Annotated in this window: 21 protein-coding genes and 1 pseudogene; 5 read left to right on the forward strand and 17 right to left on the reverse strand. The window is 32.1% G+C overall.

The window, feature by feature from the left end:
* Window positions 1-10 precede the first annotated feature (10 nt).
* Window positions 11-631, forward strand: a complete 621-nt coding sequence (locus L987_RS06900; protein ID WP_047503755.1) for a 5-bromo-4-chloroindolyl phosphate hydrolysis family protein — start codon at window positions 11-13, stop codon at window positions 629-631.
* Between the two features lie 34 nt (window positions 632-665).
* Complete coding sequence (locus tag L987_RS06905; RefSeq protein WP_047503758.1) at window positions 666-1,799, forward strand: toxic anion resistance protein; 1,134 nt, start codon at window positions 666-668, stop codon at window positions 1,797-1,799.
* 49 nt (window positions 1,800-1,848) lie between these two features.
* On the opposite strand, the gene L987_RS06910 is transcribed toward L987_RS06905, so the two are convergent.
* The 6 genes from L987_RS06910 to L987_RS06935 form a co-directional block, all read right to left on the reverse strand.
* The gene (locus L987_RS06910; protein ID WP_011303124.1) at window positions 1,849-3,480 is read right to left on the reverse strand and encodes a BCCT family transporter; all 1,632 of its coding nucleotides are present in this window, start codon (window positions 3,478-3,480) and stop codon (window positions 1,849-1,851) included.
* Window positions 3,481-3,708: 228 nt separating this feature from the next.
* Complete coding sequence (gene brnQ3, locus L987_RS06915; protein ID WP_047503762.1) at window positions 3,709-5,052, reverse strand: branched-chain amino acid-like transporter carrier protein BrnQ3; 1,344 nt, start codon at window positions 5,050-5,052, stop codon at window positions 3,709-3,711.
* Between the two features lie 122 nt (window positions 5,053-5,174).
* Window positions 5,175-7,067 (reverse strand): vWA domain-containing protein, encoded by a 1,893-nt coding sequence (locus L987_RS06920; RefSeq protein WP_047503765.1) that lies wholly within the window; start codon window positions 7,065-7,067, stop codon window positions 5,175-5,177.
* Window positions 7,068-7,079: 12 nt separating this feature from the next.
* Window positions 7,080-7,871, reverse strand: coding sequence for an ATP-binding protein (locus L987_RS06925; RefSeq protein ID WP_002483311.1), 792 nt, complete (start codon window positions 7,869-7,871; stop codon window positions 7,080-7,082).
* A 153-nt stretch (window positions 7,872-8,024) separates the two neighbouring features.
* Window positions 8,025-8,228: a DUF6501 family protein gene (locus L987_RS06930; RefSeq protein ID WP_047503768.1), complete on the reverse strand. Its 204-nt coding sequence runs from the start codon at window positions 8,226-8,228 to the stop codon at window positions 8,025-8,027.
* A 14-nt stretch (window positions 8,229-8,242) separates the two neighbouring features.
* Window positions 8,243-9,055 carry a lactoylglutathione lyase gene (locus L987_RS06935; protein WP_047503771.1) on the reverse strand — a complete coding sequence of 271 codons (813 nt, stop codon included), beginning with the start codon at window positions 9,053-9,055 and terminating at the stop codon, window positions 8,243-8,245.
* Between the two features lie 217 nt (window positions 9,056-9,272).
* Here L987_RS06935 and L987_RS06940 point away from each other — a divergent pair, with 217 nt between their 5' ends.
* Complete coding sequence (locus tag L987_RS06940) at window positions 9,273-9,473, forward strand: hypothetical protein (RefSeq protein ID WP_047503774.1); 201 nt, start codon at window positions 9,273-9,275, stop codon at window positions 9,471-9,473.
* An 814-nt stretch (window positions 9,474-10,287) separates the two neighbouring features.
* Here L987_RS06940 and L987_RS06950 read toward each other — a convergent pair.
* The 7 genes and pseudogenes from L987_RS06950 to L987_RS06975 all read right to left on the reverse strand — a co-directional run bounded on the left by L987_RS06950 (window position 10,288) and on the right by L987_RS06975 (window position 15,877).
* Window positions 10,288-11,103: an ATP-binding cassette domain-containing protein gene (locus L987_RS06950; RefSeq protein ID WP_048787360.1), complete on the reverse strand. Its 816-nt coding sequence runs from the start codon at window positions 11,101-11,103 to the stop codon at window positions 10,288-10,290.
* Window positions 11,104-11,114: 11 nt separating this feature from the next.
* On the reverse strand, window positions 11,115-11,672 hold the full coding sequence (locus L987_RS06955; RefSeq protein WP_047503777.1) for a dihydrofolate reductase family protein: 558 nt from the start codon (window positions 11,670-11,672) through the stop codon (window positions 11,115-11,117).
* A gap of 176 nt (window positions 11,673-11,848) precedes the next feature.
* On the reverse strand, window positions 11,849-12,034 hold the full coding sequence (locus L987_RS14350; protein WP_312573205.1) for a Gfo/Idh/MocA family oxidoreductase: 186 nt from the start codon (window positions 12,032-12,034) through the stop codon (window positions 11,849-11,851).
* Window positions 12,031-12,855, reverse strand: a complete 825-nt coding sequence (locus tag L987_RS06960) for a Gfo/Idh/MocA family protein (RefSeq protein WP_331454256.1) — start codon at window positions 12,853-12,855, stop codon at window positions 12,031-12,033. Before L987_RS06960 ends, L987_RS14350 begins: the two co-directional genes overlap by 4 nt.
* 34 nt (window positions 12,856-12,889) lie before the next feature.
* Window positions 12,890-14,031, reverse strand: a pseudogene (locus L987_RS06965) (Gfo/Idh/MocA family protein).
* 131 nt (window positions 14,032-14,162) lie between these two features.
* The gene (locus tag L987_RS06970; RefSeq protein ID WP_231558585.1) at window positions 14,163-14,921 is read right to left on the reverse strand and encodes a sugar phosphate isomerase/epimerase family protein; all 759 of its coding nucleotides are present in this window, start codon (window positions 14,919-14,921) and stop codon (window positions 14,163-14,165) included.
* A gap of 89 nt (window positions 14,922-15,010) precedes the next feature.
* A complete protein-coding gene (locus tag L987_RS06975) occupies window positions 15,011-15,877 on the reverse strand; it encodes a sugar phosphate isomerase/epimerase family protein (RefSeq protein ID WP_047503780.1) in 867 nt (288 codons plus the stop codon).
* 275 nt (window positions 15,878-16,152) lie between these two features.
* Between L987_RS06975 and L987_RS06980 the strand changes: the two genes are divergently transcribed.
* Window positions 16,153-16,872: an AraC family transcriptional regulator gene (locus L987_RS06980; RefSeq protein ID WP_225791492.1), complete on the forward strand. Its 720-nt coding sequence runs from the start codon at window positions 16,153-16,155 to the stop codon at window positions 16,870-16,872.
* Window positions 16,873-17,031: 159 nt separating this feature from the next.
* On the opposite strand, the gene L987_RS06985 is transcribed toward L987_RS06980, so the two are convergent.
* On the reverse strand, window positions 17,032-17,547 hold the full coding sequence (locus tag L987_RS06985; RefSeq protein WP_225310427.1) for a LysE family translocator: 516 nt from the start codon (window positions 17,545-17,547) through the stop codon (window positions 17,032-17,034).
* A 183-nt stretch (window positions 17,548-17,730) separates the two neighbouring features.
* On the opposite strand from L987_RS06985, the gene L987_RS06990 reads away from it, so the two are divergent.
* Window positions 17,731-18,279: a helix-turn-helix domain-containing protein gene (locus tag L987_RS06990; RefSeq protein WP_011303108.1), complete on the forward strand. Its 549-nt coding sequence runs from the start codon at window positions 17,731-17,733 to the stop codon at window positions 18,277-18,279.
* 149 nt (window positions 18,280-18,428) lie between these two features.
* On the opposite strand, the gene L987_RS06995 is transcribed toward L987_RS06990, so the two are convergent.
* The 3 genes from L987_RS06995 to L987_RS07005 form a co-directional block, all read right to left on the reverse strand.
* Window positions 18,429-18,590, reverse strand: coding sequence for a hypothetical protein (locus L987_RS06995; protein ID WP_231097695.1), 162 nt, complete (start codon window positions 18,588-18,590; stop codon window positions 18,429-18,431).
* Window positions 18,591-18,884: 294 nt separating this feature from the next.
* On the reverse strand, window positions 18,885-20,159 hold the full coding sequence (sucB, locus tag L987_RS07000) for a dihydrolipoyllysine-residue succinyltransferase (RefSeq protein ID WP_011303107.1): 1,275 nt from the start codon (window positions 20,157-20,159) through the stop codon (window positions 18,885-18,887).
* 13 nt (window positions 20,160-20,172) lie between these two features.
* Window positions 20,173-22,974 (reverse strand): 2-oxoglutarate dehydrogenase E1 component, encoded by a 2,802-nt coding sequence (locus L987_RS07005; RefSeq protein ID WP_047503787.1) that lies wholly within the window; start codon window positions 22,972-22,974, stop codon window positions 20,173-20,175.
* Window positions 22,975-23,015 lie beyond the last annotated feature (41 nt).

Consider the following 23,015-nt stretch of genomic DNA (forward strand, 5'->3'; position numbering starts at 1 on the left):
AAGATGAATTTTGAGATATAATATTTCTCGTATTTTTGGGACAATTATTGCTTTACCAGCAGCAGTTATTGCTTGGTTTGCTAGTATCTTTGCATTAGATATATATTTTATTTTCGATGTATTAGTAGCTGCTGCAACATTTATTGTATTTTACTTTCCTACCCAACGTTTAACTTCTAGAAAGTATCTAAGAGAAATTGGTTTGTCTCGTCGAGATTATCATTTTGTAAATGGTCAATTAAATAATGCTCAGGATAAAATTAGAAGAATATTTAAAACATTTGTGAATGTTAGATCGATTAAAGATTTTAAACAAGTCAACGAGATATATCGTATATCCCGTGCAATATATTTTGCTGTTAAACAGCGACCAGGGTCATTTTTCAAGGTGGAGAGTTTCTTTTACTCTCATATAGATAATGCTTTAAATTTAATTGAAGCTTATACGAGATTATCTAAATCACCTAAAAAATCTAAAGAAGAAAAACAAAAATTAGAACAAACGCGCATCACATTAGATGAAGTGAAACGAACTTTGGTTGCTGATTTAAGAAGGATTAATGACGAAGATTATAGCCAGCTAGATATTGAAATGGAATTGAATAAAATTGAGCAGAAACGCAACAAATAAATAGACAATTAAAGGCAGAATGGAGTGGAATTTTATGGCTAGAGAGCAAGACTCGATTAATTCGCATCCATTGGATAAGTATATTGATGAAAATTCAGCAAATGAGTCTGAAATTATAAAAAGTTCAAGTCAGTTTTCTCATGAAGATCAACAAAAAATTGATAAATTGAGTAAACAAATTAAACCAATGGATAATGATGGTTTGTTAAATTATGGTACGGAAGCGCAATCAAATATGTCACAATTCTCACACCGAATTTTAAATGAAGTCAAAACTACAGATGTGGGACCTGTAGGTGACTCATTAAACGGATTAATGAGTAAATTAAAATCGGTCAATCCAGAAGAATTAAATCCGGAAAACCAATCCAAGTTGAAGCGTATTTTTAAACGAACAAAGGCATCAGTTAATGAGATATTTTCAAAAATGCAATCTGTCGGTTCACAAATTGATCGTATCTCAATTGAACTAGATAAACATAAAAACAATTTAAAAAAAGATATAGATATGTTGGATGAATTGTATGATATGAATAAAGACTATTTTGATGAGTTATCAATATATATAGAAGCTGCTAAACACAAGCAATACGTTTTGCAACAAGATGAAATCCCTAAATTGAGAGAACAAGCGAAATCTACGGGAAATCAAATGGATGTGCAAGCTGCTTCTGATATGGAACAATTTGTTGATCGTTTAGATAAGCGTATTTATGATTTACAACTATCAAGACAAATTGCTATACAAACTGCCCCACAAATACGAATGATACAAAATGTGAATCAAGCACTTGCAGAAAAAATTCAAAGTTCAATATTAACGAGTATTCCATTATGGAAGAATCAAATGTCTATCGCACTGACATTAATGAGACAACGTAATGCGGTTTCTGCTCAAAAAGCAGTTACGGATACTACAAATGATTTATTACTAAAAAATTCCGAGCTGTTGAAACAAAATGCTCTAGCAACTACTACTGAAAATGAGCGCGGAGTTGTGGATATTGAAACATTGAAAACAACGCAAAAAGATATCATTGAAACGATTGAACAAACGTTACAAATTCAAGAACATGGCCGTACGAAACGTAAACAGGCTGAATCAGAATTAAATGAACTTGAAACAGAATTACAAAATCAATTGTTAGATATGAAAGAAAATAAATAATTAAGTATATAAAAACACGGAATTACTGTGATAAGTAATTCCGTGTTTTTTAGTGCTTATTATCTGAAGATCTTTCTTCTAAAATGTTATCTTTAGTATGATCTTGTTTATTTTCAGTAGTGATTTTTTGTTCAACAGCTAATTTATGAGCAATTTTTGGTGCTGTCCATATAGCCGGTAACATAATGATTGATATAGGAACGGCGGTGATGATGATAAATGATTGAATAGCGTTAATACTACCCTCACCAATATTTATCAAGATAATTGAAATAACACCCATAATAACTACCCAGAAGAGCCTAATCATTTTAGGTGGATCTCCCTCTCCAGTTACTGACATAGATATTGAGAATGACATCGTATCCGCAGTTGTGATTACGAAAATTAAAGTTAGTAATAATAATACAATGACCAGTGCAGTACCTAATGGTAGATGTGATGCGATTGATATAACTGCTGCTGGCAGTCCATTATCAGCTAATGGGTTACTAATCGCCCCACTATCTTTAGTTTCGTAAAAGAGGCCACTACCACCAAGTATGGAGAACCATAAGTGCGACACAACAGCAGCTACTATAGAAACGAGTAAGAATATCTCTCTGATTGTACGCCCTTTTGAAACACGTGCAACTAACATGCCCATTAATGGCCCGTAACCAATAAACCAGCCGAAAAAGAATAACATCCATGCTCCAGCCCATTTGTCATCTCCTCTGAATGTACTAATTTCTAAAAAGTGAGTAAGATATACGCCGTAAGAAGAAATGAATGTATCAATAATAAAACGGCCAGGCCCTATTAATAAAATAAATACGGCAAGTGCTAAAGCAAGCCATACATTAAGTTTACTTAAAAACTGTATCCCTTTATCAATACCTGTCGTGGCAGAAATTGTAACAACGACCATTAAACCAACTACAGATAAAATTTGGGTGATAATATTATCTGGGATACCAAATATACTATGTAACCAATAACTAAATTGGAAACCAAAGAAGCCGATTGTGCCAATTGTACCTGCAACTGCACCTAAAATACAAAATACATCGATCATCCATCCAATTTTATTCTTTTCAATTTTACTTCCAAAGATTGGATACAACAGCGTACGTGGACGCATTTTCATATTTTTATTGTAGTGTGCATACATAATAATAATGCCACTGACTGCACCATAAACTGCCCATGCTGTGAATCCCCAGGATGTAAAGCTTTGTGCCATGGCAGCCGGAATGGCTTGAGTACTGCTATTTTTAATATTTGGATCCATTGTTGGCGGTACATCTATAAAATAATACATTGGTTCCGCTGCTGCCCAAAAAATCGCACCAGCTCCTAAACCAGATGTTATTACAATAGCAGCCCATCTGAAATAACCCATTTCAGGTTTAGAGGCATTACCTAATCTTACGCGTCCGTATTTGGAAAAAGCTAAAAATGCTCCAACAGCAAAAGTAGCTAGCAGTAAAACTTGCCAAAAAGCACCAAAATATGTAATTGAAAGCTGAAATCCTTTTTGAACTAATGTTGATGTTGTCTTAGTGAATATTGATGACATCAGTACAAATAAGACAAGTATGCCCCCGCTTATTAAAAATACTGGCCAATCTAGTTTTTCTTTCCATTGAGAATATTTAATATTATTCGACTCCTCTATGTTACGTGTTTTCTTTTTCAAACGATTTACATTGCTTTAGACCAAAATGTTAAAAAGTTTAATTATGACGAAACACTTGAAGTAAAGAGTATAGCTTACTTTTGAAAAGTAATCAATTGGGCATTTAAAATAATTTGATTCTATAATTATAAAAATATTTAAAAACAGCTTTATAATAGTAAAAGAAGATTCCAAAAATAATTGGAATCTTCTTTGAAAATTTATATTTTGTTTTAGAGATGATTATAGTTATTCTTTTTCATACACAATCGGTTTTTGTTTTTTAACCATTGCCGCTACAATATATCCAATAATTGTAGTTACAATCGCGATTGGGAACCATTCTAATGAATATGATTTTAACGGTAAACTATCAATGAAGCTTAATTTTATCCAACCTTGTGTATGGATCACACTGAGTATTGATACAATAGAAACGATAGCGACTGGTATTTGTTGTGCAATGGGTTTTGTTGGTACAAAACGAGCTAATAAAATAAGTAGTACGGATGTAATCGCAATAGGATAAACAATACTCAATACAGGTACAGACATTGTAATGACAGAGTTTAAGCCTTGATTAGCTAAGATAAAACTAATTAATGTGAAAATAATTACGTAAATTTTGTATGAAATTCTTGGGAAAATTCTATGGAAATACTCTGATACTGCTACGACTAAACCACAAGCTGTAGTTAAACAAGCAAGAGCAACAATAATGCCTAACAAATATTTACCAAAAGTTCCAAATCCAACACTTGCCATTGTAGTTAATAAATAGGTACCGATATTTTGATCATTTGCAGTCAAACTCGCGATTTTTTCTTGAGAAACTGCCATATGATTGCCGATGTAGCCTAATGATATGTAAATAAACATAAGTGCTACGGCAGCAATAATACCAGCCATCAATGTTTGTTTGAATATTTTATTTGCATGTGTGACGCCCGTTGCTTTTACTGCATTTACAACAATCATTGAAAAAGCAATCGCAGCAATCGCATCCATTGTTAAATATCCGTTCGTAAATCCTTGTGAAAAACCACTGAAGTTTGATGTGAAAGCATCAGTTGCTTGGCTATGTGAATTACTACCGTAATCAACGAATCCTTTAACAATCATTGCTAAGATAGTGATCAATAGTAAGGGTGTTAATAATGATCCAATTCGATCAACCATTCTGCTAGGATTAATACATAAATATAAAACAATTAAGAAATAAATAACTGTGAAAATAAATAGTGCTAAATTACTATTCGTATTTGCTATTGGCGTAACTGTCATTTCGAATGAAGTAGATGCAGTACGTGGAATTGCAAATAGTGGTCCGATTGTAAGATATATAATAATTAAGAATATGATTGAAAATTTAGGTGAAATTTTATTTAATGAACCAATGTAACCTTGTTTATCCAATGCACCTACAATAACACCTAACAGAGGTAATCCAATACCTGTTAATGCAAATGCGAGTATGGATGGCCAGAAATATTGCCCACTTTCTAAGCCTAAGTTTGGTGGAAAAATGAGGTTCCCTGCACCAAAGAACATTGCAAATAGTGTGAAACCTATAATCCATGTATTTTTATTCATATGTCGTTCTCCTTCTAACCAATAAAATAATATTATCCATTCTATCATGTTTGTTTAGATAACGTCTATATAAATTTCAGAATATTTAAAAATATAAAAGCCATTTATAACTATTTGTTTTATTAAAAAGACTTTAACAACAGTTTTTTTAATAATGGTGACAATTGTGCAGGTAAATTTTCAACACCTTCAACAAATAAAGCATATTGACCATAGATATTATGGATTGTTTGTTCAATGTCTTCTGTAATAGGTTCTTGACTAAGGAAGACATTAAACACTTCGATACCCATTTTACGAGACATCTCAACAGCTTCATAAGTATCTAAGATACCATCTTGACTATAATTATAGGCAGACGGTTCACCATCTGAAAATACAATTAAAAATCTTTGATTATGTGAGCGACGCATTAGACGCTCACTTCCAACTCTAATAGCGACACCGTCCCTATTATCATCTTGGGGTTCAAGCGCCATAATTCTTGGGCCATCTTTTTCTAATGTTGAATGATCATAAGAAATGATTTCATCAATAATATTTGGTTGGTTAGCATCGTCAGCATCAAAGGCATCTTCATTAAAGGCTAGAATCTCGTGTTTGACATTTAAAGATTTTAAGGTTTCATGAAAAAGGACAACCCCTTTGATTGTTTCTTCCATTTTATCTTGCATACTTGCTGAAGCATCAATAAGTAGCGTGAAAGTAGCATCGAAAGATTGACTTAAGTCTTGTTTTTTATAGAATAATTTGTATTGGTCATCAATGAACCAATTTAATAAATTCTTTTGCAGTCTGCCTTTAGTTAAATTATGTCGCTCATCAACATGTTCTCTGTCTATGGTCTTCTGGATGATTTGTATTAAATCTTTTATTTCAAATTGAACATCTGATTCAACGTTTTTGTATGCTTGTACATATTGTGGTTCAATATCTGGTATATTCCATTTAATTTCAACTCGCTCATTGATGCCTTTTAATGCAAAAGCTTGATTATGTCCGACTGAACCGCCCTCATCGTCATCGATTTGATTATTGGTTAGGCCGTTCCCTTTTTTGGTTTGCATGTCAGTCATGTCATCGCTTGCATCACCTTCGCGTGCGTTATCATTGTCCCCCATGACTTCACTATTTTCACCTTCATGTAATTCCATTTCTAAATAGGCACCACCTTGAGAAGCACTATCTTGATGGTTAGATTCCATGTCTTCACTAACTGTATTGTCATCACTTTGCTCTTCTGATTTGCCATCTGAATTACTGGCATCAGTTCTTGTTAAGTCTTCGAATTTGAGTGCCTCAATCGCTTCGTAGACTTTTTTAGGTAAGTGATAATACTCATTTAACATATCTTCTTTTAATATGTCATCAATTTGATACATGATTCTTTCTGCTAAATACATATTGTCTTCAGACGATTGATTATAGAAAAAATTATGCAAATACATATACATATTGTTTAAAATATCGTCAATATGTGGATGGATTTGAGGAATATCATAAAAATTTTCAGTTATAAAAGATGCTTCTAAATGTAAAAATAGTAAGTCAGTGAAAGTGGTTTTAGTTTTATATACTTTAATTTGTGTTTTCGTATAATTTAACCGTACCTCTTTACGCATTTGAATAGCGGGTTGAATCGATGGACGTTGTCTTGCAATGGCATTTAAAATACGTTGATCTTCAAGTAATTTGAATAGTTGCTGGAAAAATTTTGGATGTTGAAATGTTGTATTATGAATCACTTCATTAACGATTTGTTCATCCATCATTTGATAACCATAAGCAGCAAGCATGACATCGGTCTTCAATCCTGTAGTTTCTATTGCTATATCTCTATGTGACCAAAATGAACTTGTAATTAGGGTATTGTTTATTGGATCATAATATGGAAATTTTTGTATTTTTACTTGTGTTTGATCATTTTTTAATAAAAGTCGGGCTAAATCTTGAAGCATCATGACTTGCTTAGCGTCTAATTGTTCATCATTAAATTTTATAAAACGATCACTCATGATTATCCCTCACTAAAAATTTAATTCTACTGCATTTAAAATAGCTTGTTGCTCACGTTCATCTTCTAGTTTGTCTATAATTGTACGTTGTATTGCACGTTCGATAGGCATAATCGTAGCTAAATCACTTAGATCTATTAATGCTCTTATACTTGCCGCTTCTTCAGAAATTTGACCTTGTTTTGTCATTGTACGCAAATCTTCATTGAATTTAATGATTTTTTGAATCATTATGTCATCACTGAGTTGGCTTTGTTGTTTGATTACATCACTCAAAATATCTCCATCAATATAATCTACTTGAATAACAACGAAACGGTTTTTTAATGCTTCATTCATTGGTAATGTACCAATATAACCTACGTTGATAGCTGCGATTACATTAAATCCAGGTGCTGCATTAACGACTTCACCTGTAAATGGATTAGTTAATTTTCTACGATAATCTAATACACCATTTAATATAGGTAACGTTTCGGGTTTGGCCATATTAATTTCATCTATATAAAGAATATGACCTTCCTTCATAGCTTTTATGACGGGCCCATCAATAAATACTATTTCTTGTGACCCATTTTCGTTTGTTTGTATTGTTTTAAACCCGAGAAGACTTTCTGCATCTAAATCAACGGAACAATTAATTTGGTGCATAGGTCTATTCATTGTCTCACTTAATGTTTCAGCTAATTTTGTTTTTCCTGATCCAGTCGGTCCTTTTAGTAATATATTTTTATTAAGTTGCATTAATGATTGCGCATCATTGAATACAGTTTCATCTCTATTAATATAATTGGTATTTGCCATCACTTTATAATCTCCTTTTAAAATGGATAAAATAATTAGTTTTTCAATCACTAAAAATAGACTGGGGCATGAATCGTTAATCGTTCGTTTGCCCCAGTCTTATTAGAAAAATATTATAAATACGCAAACAGTGTTCTGCATACAGTGCTCAGTTTAAACTTCTTTAAAATAATCTTTATAATAACCACCGACAAGTCCAGAGTTATCTACAATTTGATAATATTCTTCAGTTTCATTGATAACATCATACTGCTTATCAATTGTTAACATATCAGAAACAGTAAATTTTTGTGCATCTGTATGTACGACTTCTACTTTCTTTATAGGTGTATTATTTTTCCATGTTTCATGTAACATAATATATACCTCGCTTATTCTTTGATTTCTAATGTTAATATGAAAGTGATACCACTTTTTTCACTAATTCTAAGAGATTTTTCGCCATCTTGATCTAATGATTGATAAGGAATGCCTATAGATTCTAGTTGTTGTAATGCATTCTGGAACTGTGCCTTAGACTCTGTAGCGAATTCAATTTGTTCAAGGATACCATGTTCAGGCATTTTAATCTCTTCGGAGGAAGCATATAAATGCAATTCTCCACCTAAACCACCTTTTCCTATACGAAATACTTGTACTTTATAATCCGCATCTGGATGTGGTGCATATTCAGCAAAGTGTGTTAAACCGAATACTTTATCTAAAATAGATTGAGTTAATAATAATTCATTGACCTTAAGTAAAACAGGACCTAACCCTTGAATTTGATGTAGTGGGTTGACAGTGCTATCAAATGTAGGCACACCTAAAGGCGCACCTATATTATGTTCATTTGAATAAATATTAAAAGACTGATTATTTTGATCTTGAAATTCAAAATACTTATGTCCATTCAAATCTGTTACTTCACTATGCTCAATATGATGCTGATCTAATATAGTTTTATACTCATCTAGACCTTCATCACTTGGAATTCTCAAACCAATATTTTCAATATGATTATCATCATTTTGATATTTTGGAATTTCTACAAAATGAATACGTGTCCCAGAATTGAGTTCAGCGTCTCCAAAACGTAAAGCATTGCCTTTATCAGCAACATTTAATCCAAGTATGTCTTTAAATAAAGTTTTAGTTTTTTCTAAATTATCTGTCCCGGTTGTTACACTTCTTAGACCATTCATTATATTAACCCCTTTATTTATCACTTTTCAATTTATTATAACGTATTTTTAATGTGATTAATATGATGATGTTTGTTAGTAAAGAACGTTTTATGAATTTTTAAGATTATACATTGGACGTTTTTAAAATATGTATTAATATAGATATATAACGTATTTAAAATTTTTAATGAAAGATTAAAAAATAGATGGAATATGATATATAGGAGGTAGAAATATGACTAGTGTATGGATTGTTTTTGCAATAACGGTACTTATTGCTGTTTATTCTGGCATCACTTTCTTTTCTAATTTAAATAGTAAAGCGAAACAAAAAAATGCCAATGCTAAAAGTGTTAAGAAGAATAATATATATGGCATAGTATTCTTGATCTTTTTAATTATTGCCATTATAGAATTATTTGTTTATATAGCGTAAATACTTTAATTTCATATTGTTAAATTAAGGTTTAACTTTATGAAAATGATTAAGCATGAAAATAGCCCATCGATTACTTGTTTAAGTGAGCGATGGGCTATTTTCATTCTAGTATTTCTTTTTATATAAATATATTAAGGGGCAAAAAGCAATAAATTGGTAAGCAAATGAAATTAACACTAGTACAAGAAAGTTAAGGTCATATATTTGTATTGAATCCTCTGTTAAATAAGATAATAAATTATTGATCGGTGGTAGTATCCATAATATCCATTTTGTAAAAGGAAGGTTATTAACTATTATTATTTTGATTAATGACACAATAATGAAAAATACAGTAATCAGCCACCAGTAAGGTTTAAAAATAATATTTGTATTTGTTATGTAAGTACCTAACAAAATACCAAAACCTCCCATAAGTATGTGGATGATTAATCCTATGAAAAATAAATTGAGTGTCATTGATTTATCAAAATTACCAAGTAATATTGGATAAAATAGAGATATGATGTTTAGCGTAAATACTATAAGAAATATGTAAGTCATTTTAAAAATTAAATACTTGAGTTTTGAAGATAATTGAATATAAAATACATACCGTTCATTAATAGAATCAGTTTTGAAATTAGTTATAGTCAGCCAAGTTGAAATGATATATAGGCCTACTGAAGTCGATCCATAACTAGATAAAATAGGAATGTCCGTGTATATATAAATACCAACGACCCAGATTAAATATAAAAATATAGGTGCAATGAATTGAAATGATTTAATAAATTTAATATTTTCATATTTTAAAAATGTTAGTAACATACTACTCGTCCTTCACTTCTAGTATTTTATAATTATGCTTGATTAAGTTATTCAAAATAATATTTGTATCATTTCTATCTATGTATATTTTTATTGAATTATTATTAATATTAATTTGATTATGTATTTTCTGAGCTAATACTTGAGGAAAACTGATAGATGCATTTTTAGAAGTCAAAAATGTAATAGCTTTAAATTTAGGGTTTGTATTTATTGTCTTAAATTTGCCGTTATGCAAATTTAATTCATGTGTTGCAAATGATTGAACGATATTGCTTTCATGAGAAGTCAAAATAATTGTTTTTGTTTTTGACAGTTTTTTTAATAAAGAAATAAAGTTACTCTCTGTTTTTTTATCCAAGCCATTAAATGGTTCATCAAAAATAAGTATTTCTCCATTTGATAACAATGCTTGTATGATATTTATTTTTTGCAATGTCCCTTTTGAAATTTGGTTTAATTTATCTTTTTCAAATGAAGATAAATTAAATGATTTACTATAATATTTCCAATTATGGTCATAGTTATTATTTAAGTTTTGTATCGTTTCTAAAAATGTATGGACTTTTATTTTTAAATTATTTGGAAATTTATCAGGCGCATAGGCAATACGACCGTTAGTCTGAATCTTACCTTTTGTTGGTCGTATTAATTGTGCTATTAATTTTAATGTAACACTTTTTCCTATACCATTGTCGCCCTTGATTAACGTAATGGAACCTTTTGGTATTTCAAAAGAAATATTAGAAACAATATATTTATTATTAAGCTTTAAGGAAACATTTTTCGCATTGACTGCTACATTCAAACTTATCATTCCTTTTTATATTAATCTTTACTATATATCAATTGAACAACACCACTTTTAAATGTGTTTGTTTGTACGTGGGATAGATTAAGTTGTTTATGGATATTTTCAAATAGTGGTTTACCTGTCCCTAGTACAACGGGATGGATGGATAGCCGATATTCATCTATGAGGTCGTGTTTAATAAATGACGTAATGAGCTCCGAACCACCATACAACCATATATCTTTTTGTTGTTGTGATTTGATGTCATTCACTGTTGTATACATGTCCTTAGGTTTAATAAATTGTGTTTGGTCATGGTTGGAACGTGTTTGGTTGGTAAATACATATTTATTTTTGCTATGAATTAATTGCCACATCAATTGGTCATCGTTTTCTTGTTCATCATCAGGCGTATACAATCCCCATAAGTCATAGCTTTTACGACCATAAATGATAGCGTCAATTTGATTTAAAAATGCAGTGAAATTCATCTCAGGCTCCATGATACACCAATCAATTTCTCCATTTGGTCCTTCAATAAAACCATCTAAAGTAACAGCTAAATCTAATATGATTTTGGAGTTGTTATTCATGTAAATAGCCTCATTTCGATAAGATTATATCAAGTGTAATGGAAGTGCTGTTCAAATATCAATTAAAGTGTGTACATTTAATTGCAACGTTTTAAATATATTAAACCAACATCGATGAATAAAAAATGGTAGCATCGTCACGTAAGGACGATACTACCATAGAAAATTTTGAGGTATTAAATACTGTCGAATTGTACTGTTTTAAGTGATTCTGATGATTTCTGTATGGCATCAATCATAGCGATAGAAGTTAATGCATCCTTTGGATGAACGTAGTTATTACTATCATTATTGATGCAGTCATAAAAGGCATTAATTAATTTTCCGTGACTTGGCTCGTAATACGTTTTGTTACCGGTCATTTTTCATCTTCACCAATTTTTATCTTTTCGCCCGCTTCATTAAAACGAGTAAGTATATTATCTTTGATTGTAAATTTTTCATTTTCAAAGATAATCTGTAATTCAACACTTGAATTTCCGAAATTCGCATTTGTAACAAAGAACATACCATTTGCTTTGTTTTCAAACTTGATATGTGCAGAGGCAGTATCTTCCACTTCAATATCGTAGTCCAGTAACTGAGAAACAGTGCCTTTGATTGATGCAATTTTTCCACATAAAAGTTGCATTAAATCTAATGTATCAATGGATTGGTTAATAAGCACACCACCACCTGCAGTAGCCATTTGACCACGCCATGGTTTGTCTGTGTAGTATGATTCAGGTCTAAACCACGTAACTAATCCCTTTACACCAATCACCTCTCCATACGTTTTACTTTCAACAATTTCTTGTAATGCTTGGAAAGTAGCATTATATCTATTTTGGAAACATATACCAATTTTAATATTCGGATACTTTCGTTGAAGCTTTACGAGCTCGAGTCCTTCTTTAGCATTTACCGCTAATGGTTTCTCCTGTAGCACATTAATTCCATTTTCTACGCATGTTGTTGTAGTCGAAACATGCAAATAATGTGGTAAACAAATATGAACACAGTCCAACGTTTCAGAATCTATCATGGTTTGTAAATCATTATAATAATTTACATGTGGTACTTGTTGACTCAATTTTTCATTTTCATCACAAACAGCGACTAATTGTGCTTTAGTACTATTTTGTATCGCGTGGATATGGACATGAGAAATATCTCCAAGACCAACAACAGCTACTTTAAGCATCTGACCATCTCCATTGATTATAAGTTATGACAAATTATTTCTCTGAATTGATTTTTTTTTGTAATGCATTTTCAAACTCATTTGGATCCACTGGTAGTGAAACTTCCTTGCCTAACCAGCTAGACAAGTACATGGCGTTTACAAAGTTTACACATTGATACCATCACTACCTGGTGCGATTAAAGGTGTCCCGTCTAAGATGTTTGCTGTAAAGTTTTCTAAAACACTTATATGCTGTTGGCCCCACACACTTTCAAATTCAAATGTTTCTTCTTTATAAATATCGCCCATACCATTGCCTTTGAAAAGCTCTGCCACTTCTTCCCAAGTCATGTCTTGGTTCATTTGTGTTTCTGATTGATTCAAGCTCTTCAATGTGATTTTTTTGCTATCTTCTACTAAAATTTTACCTTTATCACCAGTGATTTCTAAACGGTCAGTACCGATAATGTCATGCGTCCATGTGATGAATACACCCGTTGCCCCATTACCGTAATCTAATACGGTTGTTACATCATCATCTACATTTAAATCTCTTTGATAGCCGTATTTTACATTAGCGTAAACTTTTTTAGGTAAACCACATAGCCATTGTAATAAATCAATCTGGTGCGGTGCTTGGTTTACTAGTACACCGCCACCTTCACTTGACCATGTTGCTCTCCATGAACTTTGGTCATAATAAGCTTGTGGACGCCACCATGTCGTAATAATACAATTGGTACGACGAATTTCACCAATTTCCCCGTTATCAATTAAAGATTTTACTTTTTGATAAAGTGGATTTGTTCTTTGGTTGAAAAAGATTCCAAATGTTAAATTTGGCTTTGAAGCGGCTAAATCACTTATTTCTTTTACTTTTTCTGCATAGATATCACCAGGTTTTTCTAGTAATGCATGAATATCTCGAGATAATGCCTCTTTTCCAATTTTCGTATGCAAGTATTGAGGCACTGTTGTTACAATTGCATCCACATCCCCACTTTCTAACATATCAATATAATTGTCTTAGAAAGGTACGTTGGGATATTTTTCTGCAGCGACTGTTCTTTTCTCTGGATTAATATCACATATTGCGCCGAGTTCTAAATTGGCTATTTTATTATCATTGATAAAACCTGCATATGTTCCACCTTGTGCACCTAATCCTATAATACCTAAACGAACTTTATTCATTATGCATTCTCCTTATATTCAATATTTTTTAAAATATCTAAAAGTGCTTCGTATTGCATTTGATAACCTTCCGCACCATCTTTTGCTGCAGTATTTTGAATAGTCTCTGTAGAATGTTCTAATGCTAAATCTTAAATCGCATCAAAAACGACAAGATGCGGTTCTAAAGTTAAGAATCCTTGATAACCACCGTCGATGGCTTGTTTTAGAATAGATGCTATTTGACCATCACCAGTACCACATACCACATTGATACTATCTTCATAAACAGCGTCTTTTATGTGTATGTACTCGATATGATTTGATAAGAGATCATAACATGCTTGTGTATCTTCGCCACATTGTACAAAATTAGCAAAATCAAAAATAGCTTTAAAATGAGCTGAACCTACTTTATCAAGGATGACTTTACAACGACGTGCAATATCACCAAAGATGTCTTTTTCATTTTCGTGCAATAAAATAATGTTGTACTGTTCAGCTATTGTTGCAAATTGTTTTAATTTAGAAATGACATCTGATTCGTAATCATCAAAATTGTCCTCTTTTGGAATATAAAAACTGAAAATTGGTATATATTTACATTCAAGTTCATTTGCAATTTCACACATTGTTTTTAATATGGATAGTTGTTCTTGAAAAGCTGCATCATCTTGAATATAAATTTTACCTATAGGCGAACCTATAGATGATACACCAATATTCCATTTTTTTAATTTGGGTAAAACCGTTGTTCGAATTTTATCAACTGTAAATTTACCGATATTTTCGCCATCAATACCACGTAATGAAATATAGTTCATGCCTAATTCATTAACTTTTTGTAATTGTGTTTCGAAGTCAGACGATATTTCATCAGAAAATCCGGATATTGCGATATTTTTTAACATAAGAATGAATCCCCCTTTAATCAAAAGTTTGTAATCGCTTTCAAAATAATGTATAAATTGATTTTATTTTTATTAATATATAGCCCTGATTAGAACCAGTTTTTATATCCCAATTCTAATAAATGATCTCGACTGGTAATTAGGCAATCGTATGGATCAGCACCATATAACTCGTCTTGTTCAACGAAGAAATACTCACTGCCACTTTCACGACCTACTTCGATAATTTCTTTCAAAGGTAAAGTACCTTCGCCAAGCTCAGCAAACTGTGTAATCATATGTAGCATATAATAAAGTTTTTCTTGACCCTCACCTGGATATTGAGCCATATCAATTTCACCAACGCGATAGTCTTTTAAATGAATTGCACGAATTCTATTTGCGTAATTTGGTATAACTTCAATTGGGTTTAGACCTGCACGCCAAATCCAATGCACATCTAATTCAAAACCTAAGTATTGTGTATGATCACGCATTAAATCAAGCATAAATTGTCCATCGTAACGTACAAATTCTATATTATGTGCATGATAATATAAATCAATGCCTTCTTCTTTTAAACGTGTTGCATATTCATCACAGATTTTAGCAAAATTTAAAGTACTTTCTTTTGATCCCATATAGTTCATGGGTAACATGCCAATTCTTAATATTGTACAATCCACAGCTTTACAGGCAGCAACAATTTTATCGAAATCATTCTGCAAAGTGTCACCCGGATATTTTTGATCTTCTGATATATCTTCGACTCCACAAGACATGGAAGCAATATTGATGTCATAATCTTTAATTGCGCGTTGCATTTCAGAAATATTATGCGCTGTCATTTCAATTTGTGATACTTCAACTGCATTGTAGCCAAGCTCACTTAATTTTTGTAAGACTGTATAAATGCCTTCTTCTTCAACCTTTTGCTTAAGCATCATCATTTGTACACCAATTTGAGGTTTAGTCAATTTAGTTCATCCTCTCATAATTAAATACCTTTAAGTGTTATAATGTTATTATAAATTATGTGAAAATTAGCAACATTGTAAAAACGTGAAAAAAGATTGTTTTTTGAGAGGAGGACTTAAATGATTGGAGATAAGGCAATAAAATTTCAATTTGATTCAATCTCATTGCCATAAGAAGGTGAATATGCAGCATGACATAAAATCAGAGATGGCCATTTTGGGAATGAACTGCATTATCATGATCATTATGAAATATTTTTTCATTATCTGGGAACTTGCTTTACACAATTGAAGGTAGAAAATACAAATTAGACGTTGGCTCAATGCTTATCATTACACCTTATGAATTTCATCAATTAAACGAACAAATGGATGGGCATGCGGAACGTATTGGTTTGCGTTTTGATTCCCAATTATTAGAAAGACTGTCTAATGAATCTGTGGATTTAACTCAATGTTTTGATACACAATCATCTCAATTTAAAAATTTACTACAATTAAATGAGTCACAAAAAAGAGAGTTATATTATTTATTACAGGGATTAATTAATGAACAAGATAATCAAAAATTTGGAAAATCACTGGCAGAAGAAGCAATATTAACGCAATTTTTTATACTATTAAATAGAATTTTCATAGAGAACGAATCATCAACGCATAATGATGATCCAGAAGCACAACTTGTTCGACAAGTATTAGACTATATGGAATTACACTATGCAGATCAGATTTCGTTAGAAGATATTGAAAAGAAATTTTTAGTTAGTCGTTATAAAATAACACAACATTTTACGCGTTTAGTTGGCTACCCGCCTTATCGCTATTTATTAAATAAACGACTTCAAAATGCACAACGTATGTTAAAAAATGGTCATAGTCCACAACAAGTTGCAATACAGTGTGGTTTCAGTGATTATTCTAATTTCTACAGAAGATTTAAAACATCTTATGGTTGTAGTCCAAGAAAATATTATCAGCAACATTTAACGTCATGATGCATAAAAGCATATGAGGTTATCAGTCGCCTGTAATTAGAATGGTATTTATTGTGTTGATTATTGAACAAAATTAAGCAGTAGCTATGATGATAAAAGACCAACAATTTAAGGAGATGTGATGAAAGTAAATGCATTACACTACTCAGCTTCCGTAAATTAATGTAGAACAATGCTAAAAGCTACATAAATTAACAGGCATGACATAATAATATTAAATAGTAATTCATGTTTGGTAATCCATTCTTTTAAGAGCGTACCTATAGCAGCCCAACTCAAAGTACCTAGAAAGCCAATAAAAGCCAATAAAATTACTAAATTCAATTGCACTATCCAATTGGAATAATTAAGTGTCACAAAAGTTGAGATAACTGTTAATGCATAAATTACACCTTTTGGATTAATAAATTGAAGTATCATTGCATATTTTATATTACTATATTTTTCATCAAAGGATTTTTTTGGGCCACCGATTGAACTTATTAATACTTTATAAGCTAAATATAAAAGATAAATAAAAGCAAAAATTTTCATGTATATTTCAATTTTAGGAAAAACTGTATTGAGTGATTCATTAAAAATGTTGGATAAACATAGTAAAGCTAAAAAAACCAATCCAACACCTAATGAAAAACGAAATGCTTTTTTAAAGGTTAAATTTTGCGAGAAAAACAAGGCATAATATTGTTTGGACCTGGTGTAAAGCTTGCTACAACAGCATAAACCAGCATGTTGAGTAGTAACAACGCACTCCCCCCCTATCGTGAAAAACGTTATAAAGTTTTTAAATGCGTTATAACGTTTGTACTTTAAAGTATACTTTATGTGCGTTATATTGTAAATAGAGGTGTTTAAAGAATGAAAGAAATTAATGATATTATTGCTGAAAATTTAAAACTCTATAGAAAACAAAATGGATATTCACTGGAACATTTATCGTATCTTACTGAAGTAAGTAAAACGATGCTAGGACAAATTGAACGTAAAGAATCTATACCATCTATTACGACACTTTGGAAAATAGCTAATGGTCTAAAAGTTTCATTTACTGAGCTTACTCAAGAAAATGATGAAATCATTAGAAAGATCACTTTGAATGATATTCAACCTTTAGCATCAGAAGATAATAAATATCAAATTTATCCGTATTTTAAATTTGATATTGAGAAAAAATTCGAAAGCTATATGGTGCTTATTGAGCCTGGAGGGACTATGAGCGGTGAACCACATGGATCTGGCACTATGGAATACATAACCGTATTTGATGGCACATTGACGCTTATATTAGCAGATGAGCAATTTATCATTAAAGAAAATGAATCAATAAAGTTTAATGCGAATATGTTTCACAATTATGCTAATAACCATGATACAACGATTCGTATAAATATGGTTATACATTATTAACAATAAAGGCATCGACACCACTAAAATGTGGAATCGATGCCTTTGTTTTATAGTATATAGAAACAGTCTATTAGGATTAACGATTATCATATTGACTTGTTTATAATGCCGCTATTTAATTTATTAAACGATTAAAAATCATTTCTTTTTTATTGATAACCCCAATTAGTACCTTGAAACACGTAATTACCAGCGGCAATTTTTACAGATTTTATATTTATATAAACACCTTTACTTATGTCTAGGGATGAACTAGCCATAGCACGTAGGAGACTACCAATAGAAACACTTAAAGGATCGCTTGTAGCCAAAGTTGCGAATAATAATTTTTTCAAAATCATTCCATCTTCTCTACTTAATTATTTATATCAAATATATTATATCATTTTATAATGTAAGCGATTTATTTTTTGCTGAGTGTTTGATTTTATTTCATAACTGTTGTAATATGCCTGTTTTTTGTCACAAAATACAAGCTAGTAAATCAAAGGACTCATAATTTAGGAAAGATTCCGTGTGTATTTCAAAAATGCATAAATACATAAAAAATACAACGACGTTAAACGCCGTTGTATTAGGGTTAGTAAACTATTTTGTGTTGTGGATTAAGATTCTAATAGTAAATCTTCTGGGTTTTCAATTAATTCTTTGATTGTTTTTAAGAATCCTACTGCTTCTTTACCATCGATAATTCTATGATCATAGCTTAATGCAATATACATCATTGGGCGATTTTCAATTGTATCTGCATCGATAGCAATTGGACGCGTAATAATTGAGTGCATACCTAGAATTGCAGCTTGGCTACCATTGATAATTGGTGTAGACATCATTGAACCAAAGATACCGCCGTTGGTAATCGTGAATGATCCATTAACCATGTCGTCTAAACCAAGTTTTTTGTCGCGTGCTTTCTTCGCTAAGTTGCCAATTTCATCTTCGATTTCAGCAAAGTTTTTCTTATCGCAATCTCTGACGAAAGGTACAAGTAAACCATCTTCTGTAGATACGGCAACTCCAATATCATAATATTGTTTAGTAATCATATCGTCTCCATCAATTTCAGCATTGACTTCAGGATATTTCTTCAATGCAGCAACTGCAGCTTTTGTGAAGAATGACATGAAACCAAGTTTAGTACCGTCGTGATCTTTAATAAATTGTTCTTTTTTACGTTTACGTAAATCCATAACATTTGTCATGTCAATTTCATTAAATGTAGTTAACATAGCTGTGTTATTAGAAACTTCTAATAATTTTTTCGCTGCTGTTTTCTTACGACGAGACATTTTTTCTCTGATTACAGGTTTTGATGGATTTTGTTGTGTTAGTTTTTTCGTTTCTTCTTTAGCAGCCGGTTGTGCTTGTTGTTGGGTGCTTGTTTGAGTTTGGCTTTGATCAACATGTTCTTTTCTAACTACATCATTTGAAGCTGCAGCTATTTCAGATAAATCAATACCTTTTTCGCGTGCGTATTTACGTGCAGATGGTGTTGCATTAACGCGTTGGTTATTATCTTGTGATTTATCATCTGTATCATTGCTAGTTGCTTCAGCTGGTTGCGCTGATTTGTCGTCTGTAGATGTTTCAGTTTCTTGTTTAGGTGCTTCTTGTTTCGCAGGTGCTTCTGAAGTGTTATTACCACTGCCTTCACCTACAACTGCAATAGCTTGGCCTACTTCAACCGTATCGCCTTCATTTGCTAATAATTCTTGAAGTACACCAGCTTCTTCTGAAACGACTTCAACGTTAACTTTGTCCGTTTCTAATTCAACGATAGCTTCGCCTTTATCAACGCTATCACCGACTTGTTTTAACCATTCTGCAATGGTACCTTCTGTTATGGATTCTGCTAATTCTGGAACTTTTACCTCTGGCATGCTTAACTTCCCCCTAGTTAATGTTTGTACTTTGTTCTATTATCATATTTTGTACGAGTTTGTGAATTTCACCGTCACCTTCAGCTGGCGCTGAACGTTGTATACGACCATGATAACTCAAATCGTATTTGTCTGTTGTTAACTCTTTTAGATAAGGATATACGAATGACCAAGCCCCTTGATTTTTAGGTTCTTCTTGTACCCAAGCTACATGTTCTAAATTAGGTAACTCGCTTAACAATGCATCGATTTCATCTGCAGGGAAAGGATACAATCTCTCTACTGCTACAAGTAAAATTGACTTATTTGGATTTTTTGTCAGATACTCTTTTAAATCAATAAACATTTTTCCTGAAGCTAAAATAACTTTTTTAACAGATGCTTTATCATGTGCTTCTGGTAAAATAGGTTCGAATTTACCTGAAGTGAATTTGCTGATAGGATCTGCAACTGTTTTATTACGTAATAAACTCTTAGGCGACATCACAACTAAAGGTCTCATAGATTGTGTACCTAAGTTAGCAGCTTGTGCACGTAATAAATGGAAATAGTTACTAGAGCTAGATAAATTAACAATTGTTGAATTATTTTCACCGGCAAGTTGTAAAAATCTCTCTAAACGTGCTGATGAGTGTTCAGGACCTTGTCCTTCAAATGAATGTGGTAAGAATAGTGTTAGCCCAGAACGTTCGCCCCATTTGGCACGAGAACTAAATAAGAAATTATCAAAAATCATTTGAGCCATATTTGAAAAGTCACCATATTGGGCTTCCCAAATTGTCATACATGATTTATTTTGAATATTATAACCATATTCAAAGCCCACTACTGCGGCTTCAGACAATGGTGAATTACGCACTTCAAACGTTGCTTTTTGGTCAGGCACATTGTGTAATGGAACATATTGTGCGCCTGTGTCAGGGTCATGTAATACAGCATGACGATGACTAAATGTACCACGTTCACTGTCTTGGCCAGTTAAGCGTATAGGTCTACCATTTTGAGTTATTGTAGCAAATGCTAATTGTTCTGCTTGAGCCCAATCAACTAATCCGTCTTCACTTTCAAATGGTTCTCTACGTTTTTCTAATACTTTGTTAAGTTTTTTCAGTACATTGAAATCTGATGGGTACGATAGCATTGCATCGTTGATTTCTTTGAGTTGTTCATAGCTTACTTCTTCATCTTTAGTTTGGATTGGTTCTGCCAGACTATCTGGTTTTTGCATATCTGGATTATCCATTTTATCGTTTTTATCGATTTTGTCATGAGCTGCACGTAATGTATTTTGAACATCATCAAAAATTTGATTCATTTGATTTTCAGAGATAATGTTTTCATTTACGAGTTGTTTACCGTATAGGATATCAACAGACTCATGCTTACGTATTTCATGATATTGTAGTGGGTTTGTGATGGATGGTTCGTCCATTTCATTATGACCGTAACGACGATAGCCGACTAAGTCAATCACGACGTCTTTGTTAAATTCTTTTCTAAATGCCATTGCAATTTCTATTGCTTCGATTGTAGCTTCAACGTTATCTGCATTGACATGCATGATTGGCACATCATAACCTTTAGCAACATCTGAAGAATATGTTGTTGAACGGCCATCTTCAGGTTCAGTCGTAAAACCAATGCGGTTATTAGTAATGATGTGAAGTGAACCACCTGTTGAATAACCTTCTAGATTACCTAAATTCATTGCTTCAAAGTTAATACCTTGACCTGGGTAGGCAGCATCACCATGTATTAAAATCGGCATTGATTTTTTAAATTCAGTAGTAACTGCACCTGGTTTATCTGTTGTATCTTGATTTGCACGAGTCTTACCTAATACTACTGGTGCGACGATTTCCAAATGACTTGGGTTATTTGCTAATGAAATGCGTTGTTCACTACCGTAAGATTGCGTAGTTTTAACACCACCAAGATGATATTTAACGTCTCCAGTCCATCCTGAAGTTAATTGTAGGCTACCGTCTTCAGGTAAGAATTTCATAGAATCTATGTGCATAAATTCAGAAATCATCATTTCATAAGGCTTTTCTAATACGTGGGTTAATACATTTAATCTACCACGGTGTGCCATACCTATTTGAATATTTTGTATGCCTTCATCGCTCGCAATTCTTAATGTCTGTTGAAGCATTGGTACTAAAGTATCTACACCTTCAATAGAAAAACGTTTTGCGCCTACGAAGTTTTTATGAAGATACTTTTCAAAACCTTCAACATGAGCTAAATTTTTAAATAATTCAATTTTTTGATTGTCATTCAATGTTGCTTTGTATGGAGTTTCAATTCTGCGTTTTAACCATACACGTTCACGATTATTATTGATGTGAGTATATTCAAAGGCGATAGGACCTTTGTAGCGTTTTTCCATACGCACAATCGCTTCATAAGCATTATCATATATGTCTTTAAAATGTTCAGACACAATACCTGCTGAAATAGATTCTAATGTTTCTTGATCTAAGTTGAAGTCTTCCATGTTTAATTTCGGTACGTTTTCTCTTTGAGGTCGGTTTACAGGATAAATATCTGCCAATAAATGCCCATATTGACGAATGTTATCGATTAGGCGCATAACACGTTTGATTGTGCTATCTCCTTTAGTCACATTTGATTGACCTTCTGTGTTTGTTGCGATGTTTGCTTCACCGTTTTTAATTGTACTAAATAGGACTTGTAAATCTTCTGGAACTGCACTAGGATCGTCTAGATATATGTCATATAAGTCTAAAACATATCCAAGATTTGCTCCGAAATTTACAGGTGCCTCGGAAACCTGACTTTCGTTGCTCATATTACACCCTCCACAAAATAGTTGAAACGCTTACAAATCAA

This window comes from Staphylococcus sp. ZWU0021 (assembly GCF_000798895.1).
GTDB classification, from domain to species: domain Bacteria; phylum Bacillota; class Bacilli; order Staphylococcales; family Staphylococcaceae; genus Staphylococcus; species Staphylococcus saprophyticus.

Excerpts from the sequence above, each read along its gene's own strand:
- L987_RS06930 (WP_047503768.1), bottom strand. The coding sequence starts at position 8,228 with ATGTTACATGAAACATGGAAAAATAATACACCTATAAAGAAAGTAGAA.
- brnQ3 (WP_047503762.1), bottom strand. The coding sequence starts at position 5,052 with ATGAATAAAAATACATGGATTATAGGTTTCACACTATTTGCAATGTTC.
- L987_RS06925 (WP_002483311.1), bottom strand. The coding sequence starts at position 7,871 with ATGGCAAATACCAATTATATTAATAGAGATGAAACTGTATTCAATGAT.
- L987_RS07005 (WP_047503787.1), bottom strand. The coding sequence starts at position 22,974 with ATGAGCAACGAAAGTCAGGTTTCCGAGGCACCTGTAAATTTCGGAGCA.
- L987_RS06955 (WP_047503777.1), bottom strand. The coding sequence starts at position 11,672 with ATGAATAACAACTCCAAAATCATATTAGATTTAGCTGTTACTTTAGAT.
- L987_RS06970 (WP_231558585.1), bottom strand. The coding sequence starts at position 14,921 with ATGTTAAAAAATATCGCAATATCCGGATTTTCTGATGAAATATCGTCT.
- L987_RS14350 (WP_312573205.1), bottom strand. The coding sequence starts at position 12,034 with ATGACCGGTAACAAAACGTATTACGAGCCAAGTCACGGAAAATTAATT.
- L987_RS06920 (WP_047503765.1), bottom strand. The coding sequence starts at position 7,067 with ATGAGTGATCGTTTTATAAAATTTAATGATGAACAATTAGACGCTAAG.
- L987_RS06940 (WP_047503774.1), top strand. The coding sequence starts at position 9,273 with ATGACTAGTGTATGGATTGTTTTTGCAATAACGGTACTTATTGCTGTT.
- L987_RS06935 (WP_047503771.1), bottom strand. The coding sequence starts at position 9,055 with ATGAATGGTCTAAGAAGTGTAACAACCGGGACAGATAATTTAGAAAAA.
- L987_RS06990 (WP_011303108.1), top strand. The coding sequence starts at position 17,731 with ATGAAAGAAATTAATGATATTATTGCTGAAAATTTAAAACTCTATAGA.
- sucB (WP_011303107.1), bottom strand. The coding sequence starts at position 20,159 with ATGCCAGAGGTAAAAGTTCCAGAATTAGCAGAATCCATAACAGAAGGT.
- L987_RS06905 (WP_047503758.1), top strand. The coding sequence starts at position 666 with ATGGCTAGAGAGCAAGACTCGATTAATTCGCATCCATTGGATAAGTAT.
- L987_RS06950 (WP_048787360.1), bottom strand. The coding sequence starts at position 11,103 with ATGATAAGTTTGAATGTAGCAGTCAATGCGAAAAATGTTTCCTTAAAG.
- L987_RS06960 (WP_331454256.1), bottom strand. The coding sequence starts at position 12,855 with ATGCTTAAAGTAGCTGTTGTTGGTCTTGGAGATATTTCTCATGTCCAT.